Raw genomic sequence first — 26,779 nt, forward strand, 5'->3', positions numbered from 1 at the left:
TCGCACGCGATCCCCTGAATCCTCGACTGTCGGTTCCTCGGTGCTGCCCCACTTCCACCCGCTGAGCGAAGGTTTCACGTGAAACGATCCGACCCCGCCGGACTGACCGGAGGTTTCGACGCCTCGACTCCGCTCGCTCGCGAGATCGCGGACATGACGCGTCGGCGCGCGCTGCTCAACGCGCAGCCGCTGCCGAAGCCGGAGACGACCCGCGTCATCACGATCTCCAACCAGAAGGGCGGCGTCGGCAAGACCACGACCACCGTCAATCTGGCCGCGGGGCTCGCTCGAGGCGACGCGAAGGTCCTGGTCATCGACCTGGACCCGCAGGGCAATGCATCGACGGCGCTCGGGATCGAGCACCGGGCCGAGACGGCGAGCGTCTACGACGTGATCGTGAACGACACGCCCCTGGCCGACGTCGTGCAGAAGAGCCCGGAGTTCGCCTCGCTCTACGGAGTTCCGGCGACGATCCACCTGGCCGGCGCCGAGATCGAGCTGGTCTCCCTCGTCGCGCGCGAGCAGCGGCTCCGCCGGGCGCTGGACCGGATGCTCAAGGGGATGGACGAGCCGTTCGACTACGTCTTCATCGACTGCCCGCCGTCGCTCGGGCTGCTGACGATCAATGCCTTCGTCGCGGCGCGCGAGGTGCTGATCCCGATCCAGTGCGAGTACTACGCGCTCGAGGGTCTCAGCCAGCTGCTGAAGAACATCGACCTGATCGAGCGGCACCTCAATCCGAACCTGGCGGTCTCGACGATCCTGCTGACGATGTTCGACGGGCGGACGAACCTGTCCAACCAGGTCGCGGCGGATGTGCGCGAGCACTTCCCGAAGGAGGTGCTGCGCGCCGTGATCCCTCGGAACGTGCGGATCTCGGAGGCGCCGTCCTACGGGCAGAGCGTGATCAGCTACGACCCGCAGTCGTCGGGCTCGCTCGCGTATCTCGAGGCGGCGGCGGAGATCGCGCGCCGCGGCGTACCGAAGACCCCGGCGGCGACGAACGATGGAGAGGATCGCTGATGGCGACCAAGCGCACAGGACTCGGCCGGGGCATCGGCGCCCTGATCCCGGTCAGCGACGACACCCGTTCGCGGCCTGTCGACGTCTTCTTCCCTGATCAGGTCGGTGCGGCGAACGCCGAGGACGAGCTGCTGCAGGTTCCCGGCGCGCGACTCGCGCAGCTGTCGCTGTCGGAGATCGTTCCGAACGCGGCGCAGCCCCGGTCGGTCTTCGATCAGGACGAGCTGGCGGAGCTGGTGCACAGCATCCGCGAGTTCGGGGTGCTGCAGCCGATCGTCGTGCGGCCGGTCACCGGGCGCAAGGGCGCGAAGTACGAGCTCGTGATGGGGGAGCGGCGGTTCCGCGCCTCGAAGGCGGCCGGGCTCAAGACGATCCCTGCGGTGGTCAAGGACACCGCCGATGAGAACATGCTCCGGGACGCGCTTTTGGAGAACCTGCACCGGGCCGAGCTCAACCCGCTGGAGGAGGCGTCGGCCTACCAGCAGCTGCTGAGCGACTTCGGCATCACGCAGGAGGCGCTGGCGACGCGCCTCGGGCGATCGCGGCCGCAGATCTCGAACACGCTGCGACTGCTGCGGCTCCCCGCCGATGTGCAGGCTCGGGTGGCGGCCGGCGTGCTCAGCGCGGGACATGCGCGTGCGGTGCTGTCCGTGGAGACGCCGGAGCTCATGCGCCGGCTCGCGGACAAGATCGTCAACGAGGACCTGTCGGTGCGTGCCGCCGAGGCTGCTGCTGCGCAGCTGAAGGCTCCGAAGGCCAGCGCGCGCGAGCCGGAGGAGGAGCAGGGCGGTCACGCCGGGCACCTCAGCACGGTGGCGGACCACCTCGGCGATCGGTTGAACACGCGGGTCAAGGTGACGCTGGGAGCCCGCAAGGGGCAGGTGGTCATCGACTTCGCCACGATCCACGATCTGAACCGCATCCTGGCGGAGATCGGCGAGCCGACCGAGGTGTCGCTGGCGCCATAGGGTGCGTGGCCGTTTCACGTGAAACGGTGTGAGTGCGCGGTCGGGTCTCGATACGCCGCTGGCGCGGCTACTCGACCAGCATGGTGGTGGGGCGCACGTGCGAGGAGGGCTGATGTCTCCCCCGGTTGGCGGCCCGAGAGCATGCACATGCTGGTCGAGTAGGCGCGTAGCGACGTATCGAGACCGAGCTATCAGTTGCAGCGGATGCTGCAGCGCGGCGGGCGGGTCTACTTGGAAGAGACACCCGCAGGCATGCTGGTCGAGTAGCCCCGCAGGGGCGTATCGAGACCCTCCCGCCCCAAGGACGTCGGTCTCTTCCCCGCCCTGCGCTGGCGCCGAAGGCGCCCCCTCCGCTCGATACCCCGCCGGTGGGGGCTACTCGACCAGTATGTTGTTGCCGCCACTGCTCGGTGATCAGGACGTTCGGTCGGCGGAAGTCCGGGCAGGAGCCTGTCAGTCGGCGGCTCACTGCGGTCAGCGACATGTTGGTCGAGTAGGTGTGTAGCGCCGTATCGAGACCGGTCCGCTGACGCTGGTGGCCACTGTTGTCAGGAGGTTGGTCTCGATACGCCGCCGTGGGCGGCTACTCGACCAGCATGTTCAGCAGGACCGAGGTCTGAGGAAGAGCCTGGACTCGTGCGGTACTCCGCAGGCGGCAGCATGCTGGTCGAGTAGGCGCAGAGCGCCGTATCGAGACCGGGCCCCCCTACTGCTGGCGTTCTGGAGGGAGGCGGGTGGGTCTCGATACGCCGCCACAGGCGGCTACTCGACCAGCATGTGCGGGGAGCGTTTCACGTGAAACGGCGGTATGGCTGACGCTCCGGACGACCGCGGCGGCGGGCCCGAGTGTTTCACGTGAAACGGAGATCAGGGGGTGAGGGCCAGGCGGGCCAGGGTGGAGTAGACGTCGCCGAGGTAGCGGCCGGAGGCCTCGATGGCCTGGGGGACGAGGGAGGTCTCGGTCATGCCGGGGAGGACGTTGGCGTCGAAGAACCAGGGGAGGCCGTCGGGGTCGACGATGAAGTCGATGCGGGAGAGGTGGCGGAGGCCGAGCAGCTCGTGGACGGCGACCGCGACGCGGGAGACCTCGGCGAGGACCTCGTCCGAGAGGCGGGCCGGGGTGTAGAAGCGGGTCTCGCCCGCGTTGTAGCGGGCCTCGAAGGTGTACCGGCCCGCCACCGGGGCGATCTCGACCGGGGGGAGGGCGAAGGGGCCGTCGCCGAGGTCGAGGACACCGACGGAGACCTCCGTGCCGATGACCTGCTGCTCGATGAGCGCGACCTCGCCGTAGGTGTAGGCGTCGACCATCGCACGCGGAAGCTCGTCGGTCTCCGTCACGATGCTCACGCCCTGGGCGGAGCCGCCCTGCGCCGGCTTGACGACGAGCGGGCCGGGGAGGTGGGCGCGGACCCGGTCGAGGATGCCTGCGGCGCCGAGCTCGCGGAACGTCTCGCGGGGGAGGGTGATCGAGCGAGGAGTGGCGATGCCGGCCCGCGCGACGAGCGTCTTCGCGGTCGGCTTGAACCAGGCGAGGCGGGCGGGGTCCGTACGAGAGCCCACGTAGGGGAAGCCGGCCGCCTCGAGCAGGCCGAGCAGCGCACCGTCCTCGCCGCTCGCTCCGTGGACCGCGGGCCAGATCACGTCGGGACGCTGGTCGAGCAGCGCGGCCAGCAGACCGGCGTCGGGCTCGCGGTGGGTGATGCGGTGCCCCATCGCGGAGAGCCGGTCGGCGACCCGGCGGCCGGAGCGCAGCGAGACATCGCGCTCGTGGCTGATGCCGCCGCTGATCACGACGATGTCGAGGGTGCGGTCCAGGGTGGAGAAATCGGTCATGACCGGGCCTTCTGTCGTTCGCGGATCACGGAGTCAGGAGATCTGGGGCGGGAGGACGGCGTCGCGTTGATCGACGTCGGCGCTTCTCCGCACGCGGGCGTCGGCGAAGGTGGACAGAAGGTCGAGCTCGCCGTTGATCACCGTCGCGAGGCGGCGGATGCCGTCGCCGATGCGCTCAGGGGTCGGGTAGCAGAAGGACAGCCGGATGTTCTGCCGGCCGTCGCCGTTGCCGAAGAAGGCCGTGCCGGGCGTGTAGGCGACCAGCTCCTTCACCGCGCGCGGCAGCATCGCCTTGGAGTCGAGCTCCTCGGGGAGGGTGACCCAGACGTAGAAGCCGCCGTTCGGATTCGTCCAGGAGAGCCCGGGGAGGTGCGTCTCGAGCCCGCGGATCATCGCCTCCTTGCGCTCGCGGTAGACCCCGCGGAAGGTGTCGATCTGCGCGCGCCAGTCCGCCGTCGAGAGGTACTGCGAGATCACGAGCTGGCTGAAGGACGAGGGGCTGAGCACCGCCGCCTCGTTCGCGAGGATCAGCCGTTCACGGATGGCGTGCGGTGCCAGCGCCCAGCCGATGCGGAAGCCGGGCGCCAGGGTCTTCGAGAAGGTGCCGAGGTAGATCACGCCGTCCTCCTCGAGGGAGCGCATCGCCTTCGGCGGCACGTCCTCGAAGTAGAGCAGGCCGTACGGGTTGTCCTCGAGCACGAGGATGCCCTCGCTCTTGCAGATCTCGAGGATCTCGACGCGCCGGTCCCAGCTCAGCGTGACGCCCGCGGGGTTGTGGAAGGTCGGGATCGTGTACAGGAACTTGATCCGCTTGCCCGCGGCGCGCACGCGGGCGATGTGCTCGCGCAGCGCCTCGGGGATCAGGCCGTGCTCGTCCATCGCCACGTGCTCGATCTCGGCCTGGTAGGAGCGGAAGATCACCATCGCGGTGACGTAGCTCGGGCCCTCGGAGAGGACGACGTCGCCCGGATCGAGGAACAGCTTCGAGACGAGCTCGAGAGCGTGCTGCGAGCCGGTGGTCACCACGACGTCGTCCGCGCTCGCCGAGATGCCCTCGAGCGCCATCACCTCGAGGATCTGCTCGCGCAGCACCGGGACGCCCTGACCGGAGCCGTACTGCAGCGCGACGGGTCCCTGCTCGCGCATGACGGTCGCCATGGCATCGGTGACGAGGTCCTGGGGGAGGGCGGAGACGAACGGCATGCCGCCGGCGAGCGAGACCACCTCGGGGCGGGAGGCGACGGCGAACAGTGCTCGGACCTCGCTGGCCGCGAGGCCGGCCGTGCGCTCCGCGTAGGAGTCGTACCAGGGGTCGAGGTTGGTGCCGGCGTTGATCACGGTGTTGTCGCTCCGCTCGATGGACAGGGTCTCCGACCGTCAGCCGGATCGATCCAGACTACTCGGCGGGGTCCGGGCGGACCGAGGGAGCGGGACGCCACTGCGCGGCCCGTGGCCTGCCTTCTGCGGCCGTTTCACGTGAAACATGAGGAGCGGTCGGCAACGACGAAGCCCCCGCGCCAGAGGGGCGCAGGGGCTTCGTCGGACGGTCGAACCGTCGGGAGTCGAACTCAGAGGAACGCGGCGAGGTCGGCCTCGAGAGCGGGCTTCGGCTTGGCGCCGATGACGGTCTTGACGACCTCGCCCTTCTGGTAGACCTTCATCGCCGGGATCGAGGTGATCTGGTACTTCGCGGCGATCTGCGGGTTCTCGTCGACGTTCAGCTTGACGATCTCGATCTTGTCGCCGTGCTCGGCCGAGATCTGGTCGAGGATCGGGGCGACCATGCGGCAGGGACCGCACCACTCGGCCCAGAAGTCGACCAGGACGGTCTTCTCGGAGTCGAGGACATCGGCCTGGAACGATGCGTCGGTGACGCTCTTCGCGGTGGACATGACGATTTTCTCCTTCGTGAGTCGGCGGCGCCGACTCGAGTGCTGGGGTGGTGGGAGGACTAGAGGGTGAGGAGCTCGGCGGCCGGGGTTCCCTCGGTGCTGGCGATGCCATCGGTGAGGGCGGCGAGGTAGTGCTCGGCGTCGAGGGCGGCGACGGTGCCCGACGCGGCGGCGGTGACGGCCTGACGGTAGGTCGGGTCGATCACGTCGCCGGCGGCGAAGACGCCCGCCACGGAGGTCTGCGACGAGCGGCCGGTGACGGCGATGGTGCCGTCGGTCGTCAGGTCGAGCTTGCCGTGGACGATGTGGGTGCGCGGGTCGTTGCCGATCGCAATGAAGAGGCCGTCGAGCTCGAGCTTCGACTCGGTGCCGTCGACCGTGTCACGCAGCTTGACGCCGTTCACGTGGTTCTCACCGGTGATGCCGGTGACCTCGGTGTTCCAGACGAACTCGATCTTCTCGTTGTCGCGGGCGCGCTTCTGCATGACCTTGGAGGCACGGAGCGAGTCCTTGCGGTGGATGACGTAGACCTTCTCGGCGAACTTGGTGAGGAAGGTCGCCTCCTCCATCGCGGAGTCGCCGCCGCCGACGACGGCGATGGTCTTGCCCTTGAAGAAGAAGCCGTCGCACGTGGCGCACCATGAGACACCGTGTCCCGACAGGCGGTCCTCATCGTGCAGGCCGAGCTTGCGGTAGGCGGAGCCGGTGGCGACGACGACGGTCTTCGCCTCGATGCTCTCGCCGGAGCCGAGGTGGATCGTCTTGGTCTCGCCCTCGAGGTCGAGGGAGACGACGTCGTCGTAGAAGGTGTCCGCGCCGAACTTCTCGGCCTGCTTCTGCATGGCCGTCATCAGCTCCGGGCCGAGGACGCCGTCCGGGAAGCCGGGGAAGTTCTCGACGTCGGTGGTGTTCATCAGGTCGCCGCCGATCTCGACGGACGAGGCGACGACCACCGGGTGCAGATCGGCGCGCGCCGCGTAGATGGCGGCCGTCCAGCCTGCGGGGCCGGATCCGATGATGACGATGTCGCGCACGGCAACTCCTCGAGGTCTGTGCTGAGCGGGGCTGTACCGGCGGTCCGCCGGAGGGGGTGGTCTGCCCGGATCCGGTGCTGGGAGCGGATCCGTGGAGCCGGTCCCGCTCGCTCTGTCGTTCCCGGGCTCCAGGGGCTACAACACATCCTAGGCGGGGGCTATTCCGTGGCGTCCGGGGCACTCGGCCCGCGGTCAGGGTCGCCGGACGGCTCTCCGCGAGACGGCTCAGAAAGCAGCGTTGACCGGCTCTTTCTCCGCCGAGCCCGCGGGAGTGCCGCGCTGCCCGATCGACCGCCGCGAGATCAGGACCGTCAGCCAGCCGGCCGAGGCGAAGACCGCCGTCATCGCGACGACGTAGAACACCACCGCGATCATGCCGCCGGGGACGATCGGCGGATCGGCCAGGCGCGGATCGAGGAACGGGTACGGGTACCAGACCTGCTCGTGCTTCATCTGGTCGTAGACGAGGGGCGCCCGGATGATCGTGTAGACGAACCAGGCGACCGGGAAGGCGAGCAGCGCGGGGACGACGGCCCAGGAGAGGCGGCGCCGGCCGGGCGCGAAGAGCCAGTCGAGGATCAGGGCGAGCGGCGCCACGACGTGCATGACCTCGTTGGTCCAGTCCTGGCCGGCCCCGGCGCCGGTGACCACCGTGCCGCGCAGGAGCAGGTTGTAGACCACTCCGATCACGACCATGTAGGTGACGACTCCGGCCCGCAGCCAGGCGAACCAGCGCGGTTCCGGGAGCGCGCCGCGGGCGATGACGACGGCGCCGATCAGCAGGACGACCACCGCGAGCAGGCAGACCTCGACGGTGATGTAGCTGAAGAAGTTGGCGGCGAGCGTCGCGCGGTCGCGGAAGCGGGCCTCGACCCAGAAGGCGTGCGAGTCGAGGAAGCTCACCGTGGTCGCGGTGAGGACGGCGGCCGCGACGAGCACGCGGAGGAGGACGAAGGTGGAGCGCATCGCGCCTTCCGGATCGGCGGGAGTGGGGAGGGGGAGGCGGCTCTGCCGGAGGACGCCCCCACCCTTCCACGTCGCGCCCGGGGGCGCACCACCGGTCCGGCGACGTCCCAGTGTCGCGACGGGGGCTCTCAGGAACGCTCGGGCGCCCCGTGCCGCGTCAGCGGCCGAGGCGGCGGAGCAGCGGCGCTGCCATCGCGCGCAGCTCCGGGACGCGGAGGACCCAGAGCAGGCCGAAGTAGACGAGGGCCATGACGACGCCGGTGAGCACCATCGAGATGAGGGCCTGCGGCCAGCCGGCGGCCGGGTAGTCGTCCGCCTGGGCGAGGACGAACATCACCAGGACGCCGGCGCCGATCGAGGGGAGGGTCGCGGCGGCGTAGGTGGCGAAGCGGAACACGATGCGCGTCCCTCCCCAGCCGCCGAGCTTCCTCCGGAGCATCAGGCACGCCATCAGCGCCTGGACGGCGACGCCCGCCGAGATCGAGAGCGCGACGAAGAACGCGGTCGAGTCGTCGGGGAGGAGGAAGGCGATCCCGCAGCCGACGACGATGATCGCGGTCTGCACCAGCGTGTAGAGGAACGGCGAGCGGCCGTCGTTGAGGGCGTAGAACCCGCGCTGCACGATCGCGAGCGTCGAGAACAGCGGCAGCACGATGACGTAGGCGGTGATGATCATGGCCATCTGCCCGGCGGCGACGGGATCGGTCGGCGCGAAGATCGTCGCGAAGGAGCGGGCGCAGACCACGAGGGCCGCGGTGGCGAAGAACAGGAAGAGCCCGACCACCCGGATCGAGGTGGAGATGTCGCTCCGGAAGTCCTTCATCTCGTTGCGCGAGGCGTGGCCGCTCATCTTCGTGTAGTACGCGGTGGCGATCGAGACGGCGATCACCGAGTGCGGGAGCATGAAGACGAGCCAGGCCTTCTGCAGCGCCGTGGCGGAGGCGTCCTCGCCCGAGGAGGCGCTCACCGTGTTGTTCTCGATGAAGCCTGCAGCGACCGTCAGCAGCAGGGTCGCGAAGGTCCAGACGGCGATCCTCCCGGCGCGGCCGAGGCCGACCCCGCGGACGCTGAAATCGGGTCGGTAGCGCAGACCGACCCGCTTCCAGAAGAAGACGAGCAGCATCGCCTGCAGCGCCACTCCGAGGGTCGCCGAGCCCGCCAGCACAGCGATCATCTCGGGCGACCACTCCGTCGCCGTGCGGAGACCCTTGCCGTCGGAGCCGAAGAGCTGCTGGAAGGCCAGGAGCCCGCCGATGGCGACGACGTTGTTCACGACCGGGGTCCAGGTGAACGGACCGAAGGAACCGCGCGCGTTGAGCACCTCGCCGAGGATCGTGTACAGCCCGTAGAAGAAGACCTGCGGCAGGCACCAGTAGGCGAAGGTGACGGCGAGGCGGGTCTGCTCCGGTCCGTACTGCGAGGCGTTCAGCTGGATCAGCAGGGGTGCGGCGAGCGTCGCGATCACGGCGGCACCGAGGAGGACGAGGAGCGCGAGGGTCAGCAGCTTGTTGATGTAGCGCTGACCGCCGTCGGCCTGGAGACCGGCGCGCACGATCTGCGGCACGAGGACCGCGTTGAGCGCACCGCCCGCGATGATCGCGTAGATCGTGTTCGGGAGGCCGTTGGCGACGGTGAAGGCGTCGGCGCCCTGGCCGACGAGGCCGATGGTCTGGGTGAAGACCAGCGACATCACGAAGCCGAGGACCCGCGAGACCATCGTGCCGGAGGCGAGGACGGCGCTCGCGCGACCGAGGGAGAAGCTAGCCACGGGGATCCGTTCGATCGTCGTCGAGGCCCGGCTGGACGGCGAGGGGGGCGTTCGGGTCCTCCTCGTCCTCCCCGGGGGTGTCGCCGCGGCGGCGCCGGCGGATGTTGCGGAGGATGCCCGCGCCGAAGACGAGGACGAGGAGGATGCCGATGCCCAGGGTGCCGACGGTCTCCCAGTCGGCGCGGACGTTGGTCACGATGCCGGTGGGCGTGCCGATGGGCGTGCCGTCCTGCGCGGTGAGCTGCATGCGCAGCTCGGTCTCGCCGTTGCCGACGCGGGCCTTCACCGGGATGAGGACGCGGCCCTGGGAGCGGGCGTCGATCGCGGTCGGCTCGACCGAGGACTCGTCGATGTCGAGGACCGCGTTCGAGGTCGAGGCCTGGATGCGGACCGTCACGGGCCAGGGCAGGTCGTTGCGGACGTAGACGGGGATGCTCGAGTCGCGCGAGAGCTGGGTGACGCTGTCGGAGCTCTCGATGGCGACCGAGGAGAGCGTCGTGTCGGCCTGCTCGCGGCTCGCGGTCACCGCCTCCTGCCAGCCGGTCGCGTCCTCGCGCCAGGTCACGGCGAGCAGGGCCAGGAGGTCGTTGCGGCGCTTGCCGCTGAGCAGCTGCGGCTCGGTGAGCACGGCCGAGAACGACTCCACGCGGGCGGCCGCGGTCAGCAGGTCCGAGACGCCCTCGAGGCGCTGCTCCGACTCGGGGGAGTCGACGACCGTCGCGTCCTCCGTGGCCGGCGAGGTGAGGGCGGCGGCGAGGGACGAGCCCTCGGCCCAGGGCAGGGCGTCGACGGCGTCGAGGGTCTGGGCGAGGCGGACGCCGTCGATCGCCGCGCCGCGATCGAGTGCGAGGACCACGTCGGGCGACTCGTCCTCCCGCTGCACCTGCGCGAGGTCGGCGGTCAGGTCGGCCATGCTCGCGCGCCACTCCGAGTCGGTGCTCGCGCTGACGGCGGCGTCGAAGGCGGAGGAGAGGGCGCTGTCGGCGACGATCACGTCGTGGTCGTCGACCGTGGCGCGGGTGCTGGTCGAGACGCCGTCGGGCAGGACGAGGCCTGCGGAGGAGACGACCGTGCGGGTCATGCCGCCCGTGGCATACACGCCCAGATCCGCCGCACGGACCGTGCCGTCGTCCGGCCAGGCGATGCTGCCGACCGTGGGCGACCAGTCGAAGGCGAGGAGCGACTCCGTCGTCGGGCGGTCGGGGAGGTCCTGCGTGGTCGAGTCGTCGGGCACGGCCGTGGGGGTCGGCGTGCCCGTGCTCGTCGGCGCGAAGAGCGCGGGATCGAGCGCGTACTCGAACGAGGTCGGCGCGAGGAGCGTGGAGAGGCCGGCCTGGGCCTGGGCGGCGACGTCCGCATCGGCGTAGGGCAGGGCGAAGACCTCGTTCGGCACCGACTGGAGCCGCTCCAGCCAGGCGGTCGCCGACTCGGGTGCCGTGTCGCCGAGGACGCGGATCGACGCCAGGATGCGCGGGTCGACGCCGAGGGTGACGGCACGGCCGTCGACGCTGTCGAGCTGGCGGGAGAGCGTGCCGGTGGTCTGGGTGTAGTCCTGCAGCGTCTCGGCCGAGAGCAGGCCGTCGGCGGTGTCGGGCACCGTGAGCGGCACGAGGACGCTGACGCCGGTCTCCTGCTCGCTCGGGAAGCCGGTCGTCAGCTCGACGACGCCTCGGGCGGTCGCGACGGTGCCGCCGGGGCTGGTGACGGTCACCGAGATCGCGTGGCTGCCGAAGGCCTCGGGGTCGCGGCCGAAGTCCATGGAGAAGGGGAGCGAGGCGGCCGGCACGGTGACGCCGACCTGTGCCGAGCTGGAGGGGAGCAGTCGCACGTCGGCCCCGTCGCCGGTGCTCGTCCCCTCGTCCTCCGCCTCGCCGTCGAGCCACTCCGCCAGCTCGGTTCGGGAGTCGAGGGTGTCCTCGTCGATCGCGACCTCGACCCGCGCGCCGTCGATCGACTCGGTGGTGCCGTTGCGCACCGAGATCGCGAGCTGGAGGTCCTGGCCGGGGAGGAGGACGCCGTCGTTCGCGGCGCCGACCGTCGCGGTGACGGTGGCCTGCCCGGACTCGAGGGCCGTGCGCTCAGCGGCGGCGGCCGCCGCGGGGAGGGCGCCGCCGAGGAGCGCGATCGACAGCGCAGCGGCACCGGCGGAGCGGAGCAGCTGCGGGACCGCTCGCCGGGGGCGGGGACGATCGGAGGGGGTGAGGTCGTGCCGACGCATCGAACTCACTCGGCCTCCATGCGGGTGATTCTACGGGCAGGCCCCCCGGCGGTCGGCTGATCGATCGCGGGATGCGCTGCGGAGTCGCTCAGCAGCCGTAACCGGTCGAGCCGGTTGCGGGCCCGCGCGCACTGCGGCCCGGTCATGCCTCCCCGGTAGGATCTGCCGGATGCACAGCGTCCAGACCGCCCTCGAGACCCTCCGAGCTCTCGCGGCGACGCCGACGGTGGCCCGGCTCGCGGAGGCGTTCGCCGCGCAGGGCCACGAGCTCGCGCTGGTCGGCGGCCCCGTCCGCGACGCCTTCCTCGGCCACGGCGTGCACGACCTCGACTTCACCACCTCGGCGCGGCCGGACGACATCGTGCGGATCGTCGCTCCGATCGCCGAGGCGCACTGGGACATCGGCCGCGCGTTCGGCACGATCGGCGCGCGGGTCGCGGGCGAGACCGTGGAGATCACCACGTACCGCAGCGACAGCTACGACGGGGTGAGCCGCAAGCCCGAGGTCGAGTTCGGCGACAGCCTCGAGGGCGACCTCGTGCGCCGCGACTTCACTGTCAACGCGATGGCGCTGCGGCTGCCCGAGATCGTGCTCGTCGACCCGGCCGGGGGAGTGGAGGACCTGCTCGCCGGCCGGCTGCGCACGCCGGCCGCCGCCGACCTCTCCTTCGGCGACGACCCGCTGCGGATGCTGCGCGGTGCGCGGTTCACCTCGCAGCTCGGCTTCCGGACGACCGACGAGGTCGAGTGGGCGATGGCCGAGCTGGCCCCGCGCATCGACGACGTCTCCGCGGAGCGGATCCAGGAGGAGCTGCGGAAGCTCCTCGCGACCGCCTCGCCGCGGGCCGGACTCGAGCTGCTCGTCGACACCGGTCTGGCCGGTTACTTCCTCCCCGAGCTGCCGGCCCTCCGCCTGGAGCAGGACGAGCACCACCACCACAAGGACGTCTACGTGCACAGCCTCACGGTGCTGGAGCAGGCGATCGCGCTGGAGGGACAGCGGAACCCCGGGGCGGCGCCGGACGTCACCCTCCGCATCGCGGCGCTGCTGCACGACATCGGCAAGCCGGCGACGCGGCGGCTGGAGCCGGGCGGAGCGGTCAGCTTCTACCACCACGACCTCGTCGGATCGAAGCTGGCGATCAAGCGGCTGCGCTCGCTGAAGTTCGACAAGCAGACCATCGCGGACGTCGCACGGCTGATCGAGCTGCACCTGCGCTTCTTCGGCTACACCGAGGGCGCCTGGACCGACTCGGCCGTCCGCCGCTACGTCACCGACGCGGGCCCGCTGCTCGAGCGGCTGCACATCCTCACCCGCGCCGACGTGACCACCCGCAACACCCGCAAGGCCGACCGGCTGGCGCACGCCTACGACGACCTGGAGCAGCGGATCGCGGAGCTCGCCGAGAAGGAGGAGCTCGCCTCGAAGCGGCCCGACCTCGACGGCACGCAGATCATGGCGATCCTGGATCTCCCGCCGGGGCGCGAGGTCGGGCTGGCCTACAAGTTCCTGCTCGAGCTGCGACTCGAGGAGGGACCGCTCGGCGAGGAGGAGGCCGCCCGGCGGCTGAAGGAGTGGTGGGCGGCGCGCTGACGGGCGGCCGGCGCCGCGGGTCCTCGGGTTCCCGGGACCGGCGGCGGAAGGGGGGCCTGCGAGGGTCACGCTGAGGAGGGCACCGCTGCACGAGGATCGCGGCATGGCCTCCGACCCGAGCACCCGCCGATGACCGCGCCGGACGTCGTCGAGGACGTCGCCGTGCGGCGCGCGGACGTCCTCGCGGGGCTGCTGGCGGAGGACGCCCCGAGGCGCCGCGCAGCGCTCGCCGCGGCGGTCGCGCACGGCTGGCTGCGCCGCGACCCGCACACCGTCGTCCGCGCGGTGCGGCTCGACCCCGCCGCGGAATCCCTCCGGCACCGGGCGCTCGCTCGCGGGCTCGACGTGAGCCCCCGCTCCGGGCTGGTGTTCCTCGGCGATCGGGAGGGCGCGCTGCTCTTCGCGAGCACCGAGGCGCCGGGGTCGTCGCTCGGCGCCGAGACGGACGCGCTGCTGCGCACCGAGGCCCGGAGCCGCGGCCTGAGCGTGCAGGCCGTCGGCACGGCGCGGCACGACCGCCGCGACGACGACCTCCTGCCGACCGCCCGGCGCGCCGTGCTCGCCGCGAGCATCGTGCACTCGCTGCCGGACGGCGCCGGCGGCGGCGACATCGCGGACCTCGGCACGTGGGTGCTCCTGGCCTCGGTCGGCGCGGACACCTCGCAGCTCGGCACGCTGTCACCCGCGGCGGCGACGCTGCTCGAGCGGGGCGACGAGGTGCAGTGGCGGACCGTGGAGGCCTACCTCGACGTGCGCGGCAGCGTGCGGGAGGCCTGCGAGATCCTGCACATCCACCGCACCACGCTCTACTATCGGCTCGAGAACCTCCCCGAGGCGGTCCGGGACGCGCTGGACGACGGGCTCGCCCGCAGCACCCTGCACCTCTGCCTGAAGCTGGTCCGCTTCCGCGGCGGACTCGAGGGGCGGCGGGCGTCGTGACCGGATCCGCAGGCGAGGAGCGCTCGCCGGGGGAGGGCGGCACCCCGCTGGTGCGGCTGTACGGACGGCGCGAGAGCCGCGACGCCTGGGAGCTGCGCGACTTCCTCTCGCGCAGCGTCGTCGCCTTCTCCTGGACCGCGCTGGACACCGACGAGCAGTGCGTGGCGGTCGCCGGGCGGCCGCTCAGCGCCGCGCGGCTGCCCCTCGTCGTCTTCCCGGACGGCAGCCGCGCGTTCGATCCGACGGTCGCCGAGGTCGCCGCCCGGCTCGGCTGGGTCGCCGCACCCCGGTTCGCCGAGTACGACCTCTCGATCTACGGCGCGGGGCCGGCGGGGCTGTCCGCCGCGGTCTACGCCGCGTCGGAGGGCCTGCGGGTGGTCGTCCTCGAGCGCTCGGCGATCGGCGGGCAGGCCGGCTCCAGCAGCCTGATCGAGAACTACCTCGGCTTCCCGCACGGCATCGCCGGGGCCGACCTCGCCGAGCGCGCCCGGCAGCAGGCCGTGGCCTTCGGCGCCGAGCTGCTGAGGATGCGGGAGGGGATCCGCGGCCGCTTCGCCGACGGCCGCCTCCACGCGCTGCTCGCCGACGGCACGACGGTCGTCGCGCGGACCAACATCTGCGCGACCGGCATCCAGTGGCGCCGGCTCGGCCTCGCGCGGGAGGACGACCTGCTCGGCGCCGGCGTCTACTACGGTGCCGGCACGAGCGAGGCTCCGCTGTGCGAGGGCCGGGACGTCGTCGTCGTCGGGGGCGGGAACTCGGCCGGGCAGGCGGTGATGAACCTGGCGGCGAAGGCGCGGCGGGTGACCATGCTCGTGCGCGGACCCGCGCTGTCCGACACCCTCTCCTCCTTCCTCGCGGACCGCGTGCTGCGGCAGGCGAACGTGACGGTCCTGCTCGACTCCCGCGTGACCGCTCTGCACGGCGCCGACGCCCTCGAGTCGATCGAGGTCGAGAGCGCGGCGACCGGCGTGCGCGGAGCGCTGGAGACCTCGCACCTCTTCGTCTGCATCGGCGGCGAGCCGGACACGTCGTGGGCGGCCGGCACGGCGATCGTCCGCGACTCCGCGGACTACCTCGTCACCGGCCCCGATCTCGTCGGCGAGCACGCGGCGCCCGACTGGCCGCTGCGGCGCGCCCCGTGCCACCTCGAGACCAGCGTCCCCGGCTCCTTCGCGGCGGGCGACGTGCGGCGCGGCTCGGTGAAGCGGGTCGCCTCCGCGGTCGGCGAGGGCGCGATGGCCGTCACCTTCGCCCACCGCCACCTGCAGGAGACGTCGTGAGCGTGCCGGGGGACGACGAGGAGCGGCCGGCCGACTCGCCCGCACTGCCGGACGCCGCGGTGTCGGCCGTGTCGCTGCCCGACCGGCCGGCGGCGTTCCTCAGCGCCCTGCTCACCGAGCACTTCGTCCTGGAGTCGGCGCGGGGCATCACCGTGACGGAGTCGAGCAGCCGGGCGTCCCTCTACCTGACGATGCTCTCGAGCTCGCTCGTCGCCTTCGGCTTCCTCGCGCCGACGAAGTACGCGATGGGGTTCCTGGCGGTGATCATCCCCGTCATCGTCCTGCTGGGCGTCTCGACCTACGAGCGGCTGGTGCAGACCTCGATGGAGGACATCGCCGCCCTGACCGCGATCCAGCGCATCCGCCGCTACTACGGCACGCTGCTCCCCGGCGCGGGCGCCTACTTCACGATGCCGCGCGGCAGCCACGCCCCCAACGAGCTGCTCGAGATCGGCCGTCGACGCAGCTGGCGGGGGATCTTCTTCACGATGTCGTCGGCGATCGCCGTGGTGAACTCGCTCGTCGCCGGCGCGGGGGTCGCTCTGGTGCTCATACAGGGCGGCGCCGACGAGATCGCGGCGATCCCCGCGGGGATCCTCGCCGCGATCGTGCTCGCCGTGCTGCACGGGGTCTACCAGATGCACCGCTACCGGCAGATGCGGCTGCGCATCGCGGAGGCGGAGGCGCTGGACGGAGTCTCGCCGGACTGAGGGCGGCGGCCGGGCTCCGCAGCCCGCGGCTCGGGCGGCACCGCGGTGGGATCAGCTCCGCTCGGTGAGGACGGCCTGCCAGTCGCGCGGCACCCGATCCGCCGGACCGGGCGTGGACTGGTCCTCGGGGTGGCTCTGCGGATCGGCCAGGCGCGGGCCGTCGGCGTAGTCGTCGGAGCGGTAGTCCCAGAACCAGTCCTCGCCGGGCTCGAAGCTCTGGATGACGGAATGGCCCGTCTCGTGGAAGTGGGCCGTCGCGTGCCGGTTCAGCGAGTCGTCGCAGCAGCCGATGTGCCCGCAGAGCGCGCAGCGGCGCAGATGCAGCCACCAGGAGGCGGTCCGCTCGCACTCGACGCAGCCGGGGCCGCTGGGCGGGACGGAGGGGTCGATCCTCTGCTGCGTCGTCATGCGCCCAGCCTGTCCCTCGGGACCGCCGGGCACCAGAGCGGATGCCGCCGGATCCGCGCGCATCCGCGCACGACAGGTCCGTGGTCCGGACGATAGCCTCGTGCTCGTCGGGCCGTCCCGACTGCACCGGATCACCTCCCCCCGCCTGCCGCTCGACCCGGCAGACCCTGCTCTGGAGCCGACCATGAGCGCACCCAGTCCTCTCGCGGACTTCCTCCGAGCGCGACGGGCGGCGCTGCAACCCGAGCAGGTCGGGCTGACTCCGGTCGGCGGCCGGCGCAGGGTGCCGGGCCTGCGGCGCGAGGAGGTCGCCGACCGCGCCAGGATCAGCCGGGACTACTACCTCCGCGTCGAGCAGGGCCGCGACATCCGGCCCTCGGACCAGGTGCTGAGCGCCCTCGCCGCGGCGCTGGACCTCGGGCCGTTCGAGCGCGCGCACCTCTTCCGGCTGGCCCGGCCGATCCCCCGGCCGCACGATTCGGCGTCGCCGGCGGACCGACCGCAGGTGGCGTCGCTGCTGAACCACTGGCCGATGACCCCGGCGTTCGCCTTCGACCGCAACCTCGACGTCCTGGCCGCGAACGACCTGATGCTCCGCCTCGCTCCGGAGAAGGGCCTGCCCGGGACGAACATGCTGCTCTCCGCGGCGGAGGGTCACGCCCGCGTCTTCGAGGAGGGGGAGGCCCCGGAGGTGCTGCGGGCGTGGGACGCGGTCTACCGGGAGATGATCGCGGCGCTGCGGTTCTATGGCGATCCGGACGACCCGCGCCTGCAGGAGATCGTCGGGGAGTGCTCGGTGCGGCACCGCCCGTTCCGCGCGATCTGGGCCGAGTACGAGGTGCGGCCGTTCACGCGGCGCTCGCTCCGGCTCGCCGTCGCTCCCTTCGGCTGGCTCGACTTCGACATGCAGACGCTCGAGCTGTCGACGGCGCCGGGCCACTACGTGGTGACGTACCTCGCGGAGGAGGGGTCGCCGGCCGCCGCCGCGATCGAGCACTTCACGTCGCTCCGTCCCGCCCCGCGGGGTCCGCACCCGGCCGACCGGGACGATCGGACGCAGGTGGTCTCCGAGCTCTGACGGCCAGCCGGCGGAGGGCCTCGCGCGCCGTCGCGTCGAGGGGCTCGAACAGGACCAGCGTGCTGTCGTCGTCCGGGAGCCGGGTGAGGCGGTAGCCCAGGGAGAGCCGGCCGACGGCCGTGTCCGGGAGGTCGACGGAGCCGCTCGAGGCCGACGGTGCACCGCCCGCCCAGGAGCGAGCGAACGCGGCGCTCGTGGCGGACAGCTCGCCCACCACGGCCGGGAAGCCGCGATCCCCCTCGTGCCGATCGAGCGACTCCCGCAGCAGAGCGGCGATGTGGTCGGCCGCGGCCCGCCAGGAGGGCGAGTCCTGCCGGCCGGCCGCGTCGAGGAAGGTGAAGCGGACGAGGTTCACCCCGGGGCGGAAGCCGGGCGAGAGGGCGCGGGCGAGCCGGGTCGCGGCCAGCACGCGGAGGTGCCGGTCCAGCAGGACGGCGGGCTGCCCGGCCCACGGCAGCAGCGACTCCCGTGCTCGCTCGTCCGCGGGGGAGACGTCCGGCTCCTCGCCGTCCGAAGCCGTCATCGTCACCGCCGATCCGCGCCGTCGCCGCCGCGATCCGGTCCCCGCGCGGCCCCCTGCCGCGACGCGCCGGACGGTGCGATCGCGAGGACTGTACGGGCGATCACGGGCCCGGACAAGCGGCGCGGGGGAAGGTCTGGACGATCGTCGGAACATCGGAGCGATCCCTCCGCACCGCGACCTGTCGCGCCTAGCGTGGAGCCGCTCCTCCCCTTCTTCCGCGGGAGAGCGCATCCTGACGTCGACTCGGGCCGGCCCCGGGCCGACCCGAGCACGGAGGTTCGAGAATGCCGTATGCGACCACGGACGACGACGTCGAGATCTACTACAAGGACTGGGGACCCGCGGACGCGCAGCCGATCGTGTTCCACCACGGCTGGCCGCTGTCCTCGGACGACTGGGACGCCCAGCTCCTCTTCTTCCACGCGCACGGCTACCGCGTGATCGCGACCGACCGCCGCGGTCACGGACGGTCGGAGCAGGTCGGCACCGGGCACGACATGGACCACTACGCCAGCGACGTCGACGCCGTGGTGCGGCACCTCGACCTGCACGACGCGGTCCACATCGGCCACTCCACCGGCGGCGGCCAGGTCGCGCGCTACGTCGCGCAGTACGGCCAGCCGCAGGGCCGCGTGGCGAAGGCGGTCCTCGTCTCCTCCGTGCCGCCGCTGATGGTGCAGACGGAGGCGAACCCCGAGGGCACGCCGATGAGCGTCTTCGACGGGTTCCGCGAGGCGCTCGCCGCGAACCGCGCCGAGTTCTTCCAGGCCGTCGCGTCGGGTCCGTTCTACGGCTTCGACCGCGACGGCGGGGAGGTCTCGCAGCCGGTGATCGACAACTGGTGGCGCCAGGGGATGACGGGCAGTGCGCTTGCGCACTACGAGGGCATCAAGGCGTTCTCGGAGACGGACCAGACGGAGGACCTGAAGGCGATCACCGTCCCGGTGCTCGTGCTGCAGGGCGACGACGACCAGGTCGTGCCGTACCAGGACGCGGCGCTGAAGCAGCACGAGCTGCTGCAGGACTCGACGCTGAAGATCTACGAGGGCTACCCGCACGGCATGCTGACGACCCACGCGGACGTGATCAACCCGGACCTGCTGGCGTTCATCCAGCGGTAGCGCGTCCCGGTGACGGCGGGATCCGGCGGGCGACCGCGGATCCCGCCGGATCGGCCCTGGGCTCGGAGCCCCGCGGATGGTAGGGTCGTCAGGTTGTCCATGACCAGACGCACTCGCGTCCGCGGGAGTGGGCAGATGCTACATACCCTCCTGTCACGGAAATACCGTGGCCGTTCAGTCCGAAGGAGGTGGGTTAGTGACGCATCAGTACGAACTCATGGTCATCCTGGATCCCGAGATCGATGAGCGCACCGTCGCTCCGAGTCTCGACAAGTTCCTCAACGTCATCCGCACCGATGGTGGATCCATCGACAAGGTCGACGTCTGGGGCCGCCGTCGTCTGGCGTACGAGATCAACAAGAAGTCCGAGGGCATCTACGCCATCGTCGACTTCACGTCGACCTCGGCCGCCGCGAACGAGCTCGACCGTCAGCTGAAGCTGTCGGAGGCCGTCATGCGCACCAAGGTGCTCCGCGCCGAAGAGGGCATCGCCCAGGTCGCCGCCGCCAAGAAGCTCGCCGACGAGAAGGCCGCCCGCAAGGCTGCCAAGGCTCCGGCCGCTCCCAAGGCGTAACGCTGATGGCCGGCGAGACGATCATCACCGTGGTGGGGAACCTCACCGCCGACCCCGAGCTGCGCTACACGCAGGGCGGGCTCGCGGTCGCGAACTTCACCATCGCCTCCACGCCGCGCACCTTCGACCGTCAGGCGAACGACTGGAAGGACGGCGAAGCGCTGTTCCTCCGGGCCTCCGTCTGGCGCGAGTTCGCCGAGAACGTCGCGGGGACGCTGACCAAGGGAAGCCGTGTCGTCGCGACCGGCCGCCTGAAGCAGCGCTCGTACGAGACGAAGGAAGGCGAGAAGCGCACCAGCATCGAGCTCGAGATCGACGAGATCGGCCCCTCGCTGCGCTACGCGACCGCTCAGGTCACGCGCGCGGCCGGTGGCGGCGGTGGACGCGGTCAGGTCGGCGGCGGCGGCGGTGGCAACCAGGGCGCGAGCCAGGGCGGCTTCGGCGGCGGCAACGGCGGCAACCAGGGGGGCTCCGGCGGAAACGGCGGCGGCAACCGCGGTGGCGGCCAGGCCGAGGAGCCGTGGGCGCCCAGCGCTCCGGCCGGTGGCGACGTGTGGAGCACGCCGGGCAGCTACAACGACGAGACGCCGTTCTGAGCCCTCGGCTCGAGCGCGCCCTCACCTGAATCACGCGTCCCCGCCCCGAGAGGGGTGCCGACGGACGCGAACCAGAATCTAAGGAAACCACTATGGCTGGAAAGAGCAGCGGCGACCGCCGCAAGCCGATCCGCGGCAAGGGCGCGAAGAACGCGGCCCCCGCGAAGTCGGTCCGCGTGGGCGTCGTCGACTACAAGGACGTCCCGACCCTTCGCAAGTTCATCTCCGAGCGCGGCAAGATCCGCGCCCGTCGCATCACCGGCGTCTCCGTCCAGGAGCAGCGCCTCATCGCCCGCGCCGTCAAGAACGCCCGCGAGATGGCGCTCCTGCCCTACGCCGGCAGCGGAAGGTAGGTAGAAGATGTCCAAGGTCATCCTGACCCACGAGGTCGACGGGCTCGGCTCCGCCGGCGACGTCGTCGACGTGAAGAACGGGTTCGCCCGCAACTACCTCATCCCGCAGGGCTTCGGCGTCGCGTGGACCCGCGGTGGCGAGAAGCAGGTCGAGCAGATCAAGTCGGCGCGAGCCGCTCGTGAGCACAAGACCATCGAGGAGGCTCAGCACACGAAGCAGGTCCTCGAGGCCAACCGCGTGAAGCTGACCGTCAAGGCCGGCAAGGACGGGCGCCTCTTCGGCTCCGTCAAGACCTCCGACATCGCGACCGCGGTGGCGGCGGCCGGCTACGGCGAGCTCGACAAGCGCAAGATCGTGATCTCGAACGCGATCAAGAACGTCGGCGAGCACGAGGCCGTGGTGCGTCTGCGCGACGACATCCAGGCCACTGTGAAGCTGCAGGTGGTCGCGGCCAAGTAAGGCCGCGAGAACGCCGCGGAGGGCGGTGCGACGGGACTTCACGGTCCCCTCGCACCGCCCTTCGTCGTTGCGGTTGTCCACAGCTCCATCCACATACACCTTCCCGGGAGGGCAACCTTCAATGTGGTCTGGAGACTCTTTTCCCCACACACCTGTGGAATGCGGGAAAGGCCTGGTCAGGCGGTTGAAAAAACTTGTCCGACAGTCGAGTTCCCACAGGGTTGTCCACATGTTGCCCACAGCGGGTGCGGCGTTTCCCGCTCGTTCTCCACAGTTCTCTCCACAGGGTGGTTTGACCCCGGCGGCGGGCGGTCCGTAGTGTGGCGCAGCGCCCCGCGAGGGGAGCGGGGCGGGCGCCGAGCGTCCACTGTCGGAGGTCGGGCGTAGACCTGTGTCCGGCACTCGCGACAGACGGCTCGACCGTGTCGCCACCCGTTCCGCGAGGCACCCGACAGGAGGAGGCGAAGGCATGACGATCGCGCACCTGGCGGTTCCCGGCTCGGACGGACGAGACGGGCGGGACTCCCGAGGGGACTCCCCGCGCAGCAACGAGCGCACGCCCCCGCACGACCTGCTCGCGGAGCAGTCGGCACTCGGCGGCATGCTGCTCTCGAAGGACGCCGTCGCGGACGTCGTCGAGAGCGTCAAGGCGACCGACTTCTACATCCCCAAGCACGAGATCGTCTTCGAGGCGATCCTGGCGCTCTACTCGCACGGCGAGCCGACCGACGTCATCGCCGTCACCGACGAGCTGACCAAGCAGGGCGAGCTGCAGCGCGCCGGTGGCGCCGACTACCTGCACTCGCTCACCGCGATGGTGCCGACCGCGGCGAACGCGGGCTACTACGCGTCGATCGTGGCCGAGCGAGCCCTGCTGCGCCGCCTGGTCGAGGCGGGCACGCGCATCGCGCAGATGGGTTACCAGGGCGAGGGCGAGGTGCTCGACCTCGTCAACACGGCGCAGGCCGAGATCTACAACGTCACCGGGTCCGAGACGGCGGAGGACTACGTCCCGCTGACCGACGCGGTGACCGTCGCCATCGACGAGATCGAGGCGGCCGCGCACAAGGACGGCGCCTTCACCGGTGTGCCGACCGGCTTCGCGGACCTGGACGATCTCACCAACGGCTTCCACCCCGGCCAGATGATCATCGTCGCGGCGCGACCGGCGCTCGGAAAGTCGACGCTCGCGCTCGACTTCGCCCGCGCCGCCGCGATCAAGCACAACATGGCGACGATCTTCTTCTCGCTCGAGATGGGGCGCAGCGAGATCGCGATGCGCCTGCTCTCGGCCGAGGCGTCAGTGCCGCTTCAGCACATGCGCAAGGGCACGGTCGACCAGCGCGACTGGACGACCATCGCGTCCACCCGCGGCCGCATCAACGACGCCCCGCTCTACATCGACGACTCGCCGAACCTCACGCTCGTCGAGATCCGCGCGAAGTGCCGCCGGCTCAAGCAGCGCATCGGCCTGAAGATGGTCGTCATCGACTACCTCCAGCTGATGACCTCGGGCAAGAAGGTCGAGAGCCGCCAGCAGGAGGTCTCCGAATTCTCCCGTGCGCTGAAGCTGCTCGCGAAGGAGCTGCAGGTGCCGGTCATCGCGCTGTCGCAGCTGAACCGTGGACCGGAGCAGCGCGCCGACAAGCTGCCCGCGATCTCCGACCTCCGCGAGTCCGGCTCGATCGAGCAGGACGCCGACATGGTGATCCTGCTCCACCGCGAGAGCGCCTACGAGAAGGACAACCCGCGCGCCGGCGAGGCCGACCTCATCGTCGCCAAGCACCGCAACGGCCCGACCCGCACGGTGACCGTGGGCTTCCACGGCCACTTCTCCCGCTTCGCGGACATCCCGGCGGTCTGACGCTCGTGGCTGCACAGGATCCGGTCGAGGAGGTCGCGCTCGACGGGGAGAGCATCCGGCTCGGGCAGTTCCTGAAGTTCGCGGGGATGCTCGACTCCGGCGGCGAGGTGAAGGAGGCCGTCGCGGACGGCTTCGTCAGCGTGAACGGCGAGGTGGACCGGCGGCGCGGGCGGCAGCTGGGGGTCGGCGACGTCGTCGAGTTCGGCGGGCGCCGGTTCCGCGTCGGGGCGTAGGACTCGTTCAGAGGTCTCCTCTTCCGGGCGTCTCCTCTTCCCGGCCCGCGAGTGCGTGGCTAGCATCGGGGCGTGCGACGCCGGGGTCGCGCCGGGCAGGAGGCTCCGATGGGGTTCGTCAGCTACGGGATGCTCGTGTCGATCGACGGGTTCGTCGCAGCGGCGGACGGGGACATCTCCGGGTTCCCCGCGCCCGGGCCCGCGCTGCACCGGGTCTTCAACGAGGGGCAGCGGGCCGCCGCACTGTCGGTCTACGGCAGCCGGATGTGGCGGATGATGGCGTACTGGGGCCGGCCCGATCCGGAGTGGGACGAGGTCGCCGAGGACTTCGCGCAGGCGTGGGTCGCGACTCCGAAGGTCGTCTTCTCGTCGACGATGACCGAGGTGCCCGAGGGCGTGACGCTGATCGCCTCCGATGCGGTCGACGCGTTCCGCCGGATCAAGGCCGAGACCGACGGCGCGATCGAGGTGAGCGGGCCGACGCTGGCCGCCTCGCTCGGCGCGGCCGGGCTGATCGACGAGTACCGGCTCCACACGCAGCCGTTCGTCCTCGGCGGCGGGACGCCGTACTTCGCCGCCGGGTTCCGACCGGAGCTGCGCTTCCTCGGCAGCGAGCCGCTGCCGGAGGGCGCGGTGCTGACGCGGTACGCGCCGCGGTGACGGGTCCATTGCTGTGGCCTGCCACTGCTTCGACGTCCCGCACCGGCCCTTCCGGAAAGGACTGCGCGAACCGCAGTCCTCCGTCATCACCAGGCCCTCAGCTCATGAGCGTCCGCGCCTCATCCTGAGGCACGCAGCGCAGTGAGCAGCGAAAGCGCTCAGGGCGCGTGACCGGGTCCGCGCTGCGTGACAGGCTCGGAGGACACTGACGTCAGGAGCGCGCGCATGCAGGTCGGCATTCACTTCATGAACTTCACGCTGCCGGGGGGCAGTGCCGGGATCGCGCCGATCCTGGGGGCCACCGCGCGGACGGCGGAGGACGTCGGCTGCGAGTGGTTCACGCTGATGGACCACTACTTCCAGATGGAGCAGTTCGCGACGAGCGAGGATCCGATGCTCGAGGGGTACACCTCGCTCGGCTTCGTCGCGGGGCGGACGGAGCGGCTGCGGCTGGGGCTGCTGGTGACCGGGGTGACCTACCGGCACCCGGGGCTGCTGGCGAAGATCGTGACGACGCTCGACGTGCTGTCGGGCGGGCGGGCGATGCTCGGCATCGGTGCGGCCTGGTACGAGCGGGAGCACCTCGGGCTCGGCGTGCCGTACCCGGCGCTGAAGGAGCGCTTCGAGCGGCTCGCGGAGACGCTGCAGATCTGCAAGCAGATGTGGAGCGAGAACGACGGGCCGTACACGGGGAAGCACTTCCAGCTGGCCGAGACGCTGAACCACCCGGAGCCGATCCAGCGGCCGGGTCCGCCGATCCTGATCGGGGGCAGCGGCGAGAAGAAGACGCTGCGTCTGGTCGCGGAGTACGGCGACGCCTGCAACCTGTTCGCGATCGGGGCGGAGGGGATCGCCCACAAGCTCGACGTGCTGCGCCGGCACTGCGACGAGCTGGGGCGCGACTACGACGCGATCACGAAGACGATCATCGGCGGCGGCGACCCGGTCGGCGACCCGGACGGGTTCGTGCGGGCGATGGAGGAGTACGCGGCGCTGGGAATCTCGCTGGTCGAGCTCGCGCCGCAGGGGCCGGACCCGGAGGCGTACGTGGCGCGGCTGGGCGAGGGCGTCGTGGGGCGGCTGGCGGCGATCGGCTGAGGGCGCGGTGGGTCTCGATACGCCGCTGGCGCGGCTACTCGACCAGCAGGGAGGGGGCGCTGCGCGCATTGGTCGACCGGCAGGGAGGGGGAGCTGCGCGGTCGGTCGACCGGCACGGAAGGGGAGCTGCGTGCACAACATCAGCTGAGAGCACCCGGCCTCCGCTGTCAGCGGAGGGACCCCTGTCTCAGCTGATGTTGTGCGCGTCGGTGGCGGCAGAACGTCAGCTGAGGACGTGTGTCGTCGCCGAAGGGCGCTGAGAGTGATTCCCGGCTGATGTTCTGCGTCCGGATCGGATGCCACGTCTGCAGATCCGAACTGTCGAGCGCGCCCCCTGCTGATCGAGTAGCCCGCGACGCGGGCGTATCGAGATCCACCAGCACCCGAAGGACGAGTCTGCAGACCTGGCCTTCATCGGACGGTGGGTCTCGATACGCCGCTGCGCGGCTACTCGACCAGCATGGAGGGGCCGCTGCAGGGCTGCTCGACCAGCATGAGGGGGCCGCTGCGCGGCCACTCGACCAGCAGCTCTGCGGGCGACTCCTCCCAGTGGATACGGCGTCAGGGGGTGGGGGTGCAGCCGCAGGTCTCGCCGAGGACGAGGGTGGTCGGCAGGCGGACGTGGCGGACGGGGGCGTCGGCCAGGGACTCGTCGAGGAGCTCGAAGGCGATGCGGGCCATCTCGCGGACGGGAACGGCGACGGTGGTGACGCGGACGCCGCCGAGCAGTGCCTCGCGGATGCCGTCGAAGCCGACGATCGCGAGCTCGGCCGGGACGCGGATCCCCTCCTGGGAGGCGGCGCGGAGGAGGGCGAGGGCGTGCTCGTCGGTGGTGGCGAAGACGGCGCGCGGGCGCTCGGTGCGCAGGATGGTGCGGAGGGCGGCCTCGGCCGAGACGCGGTCCATCGGCACGCGGTGCAGCCGGCCGGCGGCGCCTCCCATGGCCTCCGCCCAGAAGCGGGCGCGGAGGCCCGAGGGGCCGAAGTCGTCGGGGCCGGTGACGCAGTGCACGTCTTCGTGGCCGTGCGAGAGCAGGTGCTCGACCGCGGCTCGCACGCCCTGCTCGTCGTCGAAGACGACGCTCGGCTCGGTGTCGGTGGGGGCCGCGGAGTGCAGGAAGACGCGCGGGGCGGTGTCGGCGGTGCTGGCGGGGTCGATGGTGATCAGGAGGATGCCGGCGGTGCGGAGGTCGGCGAAGGTGCGCTCGTAGCCGCGCTCCACCTCCGGGTCGTACTCGGTGTTGCCGAGGAGGGTCAGCAGCGAGCGGCGGCGGGCCTCGTGCTCGATCTCGCGCGCCAGCTCGCCGAAGAAGGCGTTGGAGGAGTCGGGCACGAGCAGGCCGACGAGGTTGGAGCGGCCGACGCTGAGCGCCTCGGCGAGGGTGTTGCGGCGGAAGCCGAGCTCGGTGATGGCGGTCTCGACGCGGGCGCGGAGCTCGGGGGAGACGGGGCGCGGGCCGTTGTTGACGACGTAGCTGACGACGGTGGCGGAGGTGCCGGCCGAGCGGGCCACATCGGCGAGGGTGGGGCGCCGGGGGCGGGCTGACATCCGGTCAGCTTATGGGAGGGGGGTGCGGACGGGGA

26 protein-coding genes are annotated in these 26,779 nt (G+C 71.3%); 16 read left to right on the top strand and 10 right to left on the bottom strand.

Going from position 1 to position 26,779, the window contains the following annotated elements; translation table 11 throughout:
• The first annotated feature begins 153 nt into the window (after positions 1 to 153).
• Entirely contained in the window at positions 154 to 1,023 is an 870-nt protein-coding gene (locus EDF17_RS14195) for a ParA family protein (protein WP_123447537.1), read from the top strand.
• Positions 1,023 to 1,991 (top strand): ParB/RepB/Spo0J family partition protein, encoded by a 969-nt coding sequence (locus EDF17_RS14200; protein ID WP_123447265.1) that lies wholly within the window; start codon positions 1,023 to 1,025, stop codon positions 1,989 to 1,991. The genes EDF17_RS14195 and EDF17_RS14200 overlap by 1 nt, the downstream gene beginning before the upstream one ends.
• An 867-nt stretch (positions 1,992 to 2,858) precedes the next feature.
• Here the strand turns inward: EDF17_RS14200 and EDF17_RS14205 are convergent.
• From EDF17_RS14205 to EDF17_RS14235, 7 genes are all read right to left on the bottom strand, one after another.
• Entirely contained in the window at positions 2,859 to 3,824 is a 966-nt protein-coding gene (locus tag EDF17_RS14205) for a D-alanine--D-alanine ligase (protein WP_123447266.1), read from the bottom strand.
• Positions 3,825 to 3,857: 33 nt separating this feature from the next.
• Positions 3,858 to 5,159 carry a PLP-dependent aminotransferase family protein gene (locus tag EDF17_RS14210; protein WP_123447538.1) on the bottom strand — a complete coding sequence of 434 codons (1,302 nt, stop codon included), beginning with the start codon at positions 5,157 to 5,159 and terminating at the stop codon, positions 3,858 to 3,860.
• Positions 5,160 to 5,392: 233 nt separating this feature from the next.
• The gene (trxA, locus tag EDF17_RS14215) at positions 5,393 to 5,716 is read right to left on the bottom strand and encodes a thioredoxin (protein ID WP_123447267.1); all 324 of its coding nucleotides are present in this window, start codon (positions 5,714 to 5,716) and stop codon (positions 5,393 to 5,395) included.
• Between the two features lie 59 nt (positions 5,717 to 5,775).
• Positions 5,776 to 6,750 (bottom strand): thioredoxin-disulfide reductase, encoded by a 975-nt coding sequence (gene trxB / locus EDF17_RS14220; RefSeq protein ID WP_123447268.1) that lies wholly within the window; start codon positions 6,748 to 6,750, stop codon positions 5,776 to 5,778.
• 225 nt (positions 6,751 to 6,975) lie between these two features.
• A complete protein-coding gene (locus EDF17_RS14225) occupies positions 6,976 to 7,716 on the bottom strand; it encodes a Pr6Pr family membrane protein (protein ID WP_123447269.1) in 741 nt (246 codons plus the stop codon).
• A 157-nt stretch (positions 7,717 to 7,873) separates the two neighbouring features.
• On the bottom strand, positions 7,874 to 9,484 hold the full coding sequence (gene murJ / locus EDF17_RS14230) for a murein biosynthesis integral membrane protein MurJ (protein ID WP_243732905.1): 1,611 nt from the start codon (positions 9,482 to 9,484) through the stop codon (positions 7,874 to 7,876).
• A complete protein-coding gene (locus EDF17_RS14235) occupies positions 9,477 to 11,702 on the bottom strand; it encodes a DUF6049 family protein (RefSeq protein WP_123447270.1) in 2,226 nt (741 codons plus the stop codon). The genes murJ and EDF17_RS14235 overlap by 8 nt, the downstream gene beginning before the upstream one ends.
• A gap of 169 nt (positions 11,703 to 11,871) precedes the next feature.
• Here EDF17_RS14235 and EDF17_RS14240 point away from each other — a divergent pair, with 169 nt between their 5' ends.
• From EDF17_RS14240 to EDF17_RS14255, 4 genes are all read left to right on the top strand, one after another.
• Positions 11,872 to 13,296 carry a CCA tRNA nucleotidyltransferase gene (locus tag EDF17_RS14240; protein ID WP_123447271.1) on the top strand — a complete coding sequence of 475 codons (1,425 nt, stop codon included), beginning with the start codon at positions 11,872 to 11,874 and terminating at the stop codon, positions 13,294 to 13,296.
• 129 nt (positions 13,297 to 13,425) lie between these two features.
• On the top strand, positions 13,426 to 14,235 hold the full coding sequence (locus EDF17_RS14245) for a helix-turn-helix domain-containing protein (RefSeq protein WP_123447272.1): 810 nt from the start codon (positions 13,426 to 13,428) through the stop codon (positions 14,233 to 14,235).
• On the top strand, positions 14,232 to 15,518 hold the full coding sequence (locus EDF17_RS14250) for an FAD-dependent oxidoreductase (RefSeq protein ID WP_123447273.1): 1,287 nt from the start codon (positions 14,232 to 14,234) through the stop codon (positions 15,516 to 15,518). Before EDF17_RS14245 ends, EDF17_RS14250 begins: the two co-directional genes overlap by 4 nt.
• Positions 15,515 to 16,228 carry a hypothetical protein gene (locus tag EDF17_RS14255; protein WP_123447274.1) on the top strand — a complete coding sequence of 238 codons (714 nt, stop codon included), beginning with the start codon at positions 15,515 to 15,517 and terminating at the stop codon, positions 16,226 to 16,228. The genes EDF17_RS14250 and EDF17_RS14255 overlap by 4 nt, the downstream gene beginning before the upstream one ends.
• A gap of 51 nt (positions 16,229 to 16,279) precedes the next feature.
• On the opposite strand, the gene EDF17_RS14260 is transcribed toward EDF17_RS14255, so the two are convergent.
• Positions 16,280 to 16,636, bottom strand: a complete 357-nt coding sequence (locus EDF17_RS14260; RefSeq protein ID WP_123447275.1) for a UBP-type zinc finger domain-containing protein — start codon at positions 16,634 to 16,636, stop codon at positions 16,280 to 16,282.
• Between the two features lie 184 nt (positions 16,637 to 16,820).
• Here EDF17_RS14260 and EDF17_RS14265 point away from each other — a divergent pair, with 184 nt between their 5' ends.
• Entirely contained in the window at positions 16,821 to 17,714 is an 894-nt protein-coding gene (locus EDF17_RS14265; protein WP_166649693.1) for a helix-turn-helix transcriptional regulator, read from the top strand.
• Here the strand turns inward: EDF17_RS14265 and EDF17_RS14270 are convergent.
• The gene (locus EDF17_RS14270) at positions 17,635 to 18,237 is read right to left on the bottom strand and encodes a hypothetical protein (RefSeq protein WP_133672082.1); all 603 of its coding nucleotides are present in this window, start codon (positions 18,235 to 18,237) and stop codon (positions 17,635 to 17,637) included. The two genes, EDF17_RS14265 and EDF17_RS14270, sit on opposite strands and share 80 nt — an antisense overlap.
• Positions 18,238 to 18,521: 284 nt before the next feature.
• On the opposite strand from EDF17_RS14270, the gene EDF17_RS14275 reads away from it, so the two are divergent.
• From EDF17_RS14275 to EDF17_RS14315, 9 genes are all read left to right on the top strand, one after another.
• On the top strand, positions 18,522 to 19,358 hold the full coding sequence (locus EDF17_RS14275) for an alpha/beta hydrolase (protein ID WP_123447278.1): 837 nt from the start codon (positions 18,522 to 18,524) through the stop codon (positions 19,356 to 19,358).
• A gap of 196 nt (positions 19,359 to 19,554) precedes the next feature.
• Entirely contained in the window at positions 19,555 to 19,932 is a 378-nt protein-coding gene (gene rpsF / locus EDF17_RS14280; protein ID WP_123447279.1) for a 30S ribosomal protein S6, read from the top strand.
• A gap of 5 nt (positions 19,933 to 19,937) precedes the next feature.
• The gene (locus EDF17_RS14285) at positions 19,938 to 20,528 is read left to right on the top strand and encodes a single-stranded DNA-binding protein (protein ID WP_123447280.1); all 591 of its coding nucleotides are present in this window, start codon (positions 19,938 to 19,940) and stop codon (positions 20,526 to 20,528) included.
• A 92-nt stretch (positions 20,529 to 20,620) separates the two neighbouring features.
• Positions 20,621 to 20,881 carry a 30S ribosomal protein S18 gene (gene rpsR, locus EDF17_RS14290; RefSeq protein ID WP_123447281.1) on the top strand — a complete coding sequence of 87 codons (261 nt, stop codon included), beginning with the start codon at positions 20,621 to 20,623 and terminating at the stop codon, positions 20,879 to 20,881.
• Between the two features lie 7 nt (positions 20,882 to 20,888).
• Entirely contained in the window at positions 20,889 to 21,341 is a 453-nt protein-coding gene (rplI, locus tag EDF17_RS14295) for a 50S ribosomal protein L9 (RefSeq protein WP_123447282.1), read from the top strand.
• 469 nt (positions 21,342 to 21,810) lie between these two features.
• Positions 21,811 to 23,205 carry a replicative DNA helicase gene (gene dnaB, locus EDF17_RS14300; protein WP_123447283.1) on the top strand — a complete coding sequence of 465 codons (1,395 nt, stop codon included), beginning with the start codon at positions 21,811 to 21,813 and terminating at the stop codon, positions 23,203 to 23,205.
• A gap of 5 nt (positions 23,206 to 23,210) precedes the next feature.
• Positions 23,211 to 23,438, top strand: coding sequence for an RNA-binding S4 domain-containing protein (locus tag EDF17_RS14305; RefSeq protein WP_123447284.1), 228 nt, complete (start codon positions 23,211 to 23,213; stop codon positions 23,436 to 23,438).
• A 108-nt stretch (positions 23,439 to 23,546) separates the two neighbouring features.
• Positions 23,547 to 24,098 (top strand): dihydrofolate reductase family protein, encoded by a 552-nt coding sequence (locus tag EDF17_RS14310; RefSeq protein ID WP_123447285.1) that lies wholly within the window; start codon positions 23,547 to 23,549, stop codon positions 24,096 to 24,098.
• A gap of 225 nt (positions 24,099 to 24,323) precedes the next feature.
• Positions 24,324 to 25,196, top strand: a complete 873-nt coding sequence (locus EDF17_RS14315) for an LLM class F420-dependent oxidoreductase (protein ID WP_123447286.1) — start codon at positions 24,324 to 24,326, stop codon at positions 25,194 to 25,196.
• A gap of 561 nt (positions 25,197 to 25,757) precedes the next feature.
• Here EDF17_RS14315 and EDF17_RS14320 read toward each other — a convergent pair.
• The gene (locus tag EDF17_RS14320) at positions 25,758 to 26,744 is read right to left on the bottom strand and encodes a LacI family DNA-binding transcriptional regulator (RefSeq protein ID WP_123447287.1); all 987 of its coding nucleotides are present in this window, start codon (positions 26,742 to 26,744) and stop codon (positions 25,758 to 25,760) included.
• Positions 26,745 to 26,779: the final 35 nt, after the last annotated feature.

The organism is Rathayibacter sp. PhB1, from assembly GCF_004362935.1.
GTDB classification, from domain to species: domain Bacteria; phylum Actinomycetota; class Actinomycetes; order Actinomycetales; family Microbacteriaceae; genus Rathayibacter; species Rathayibacter festucae.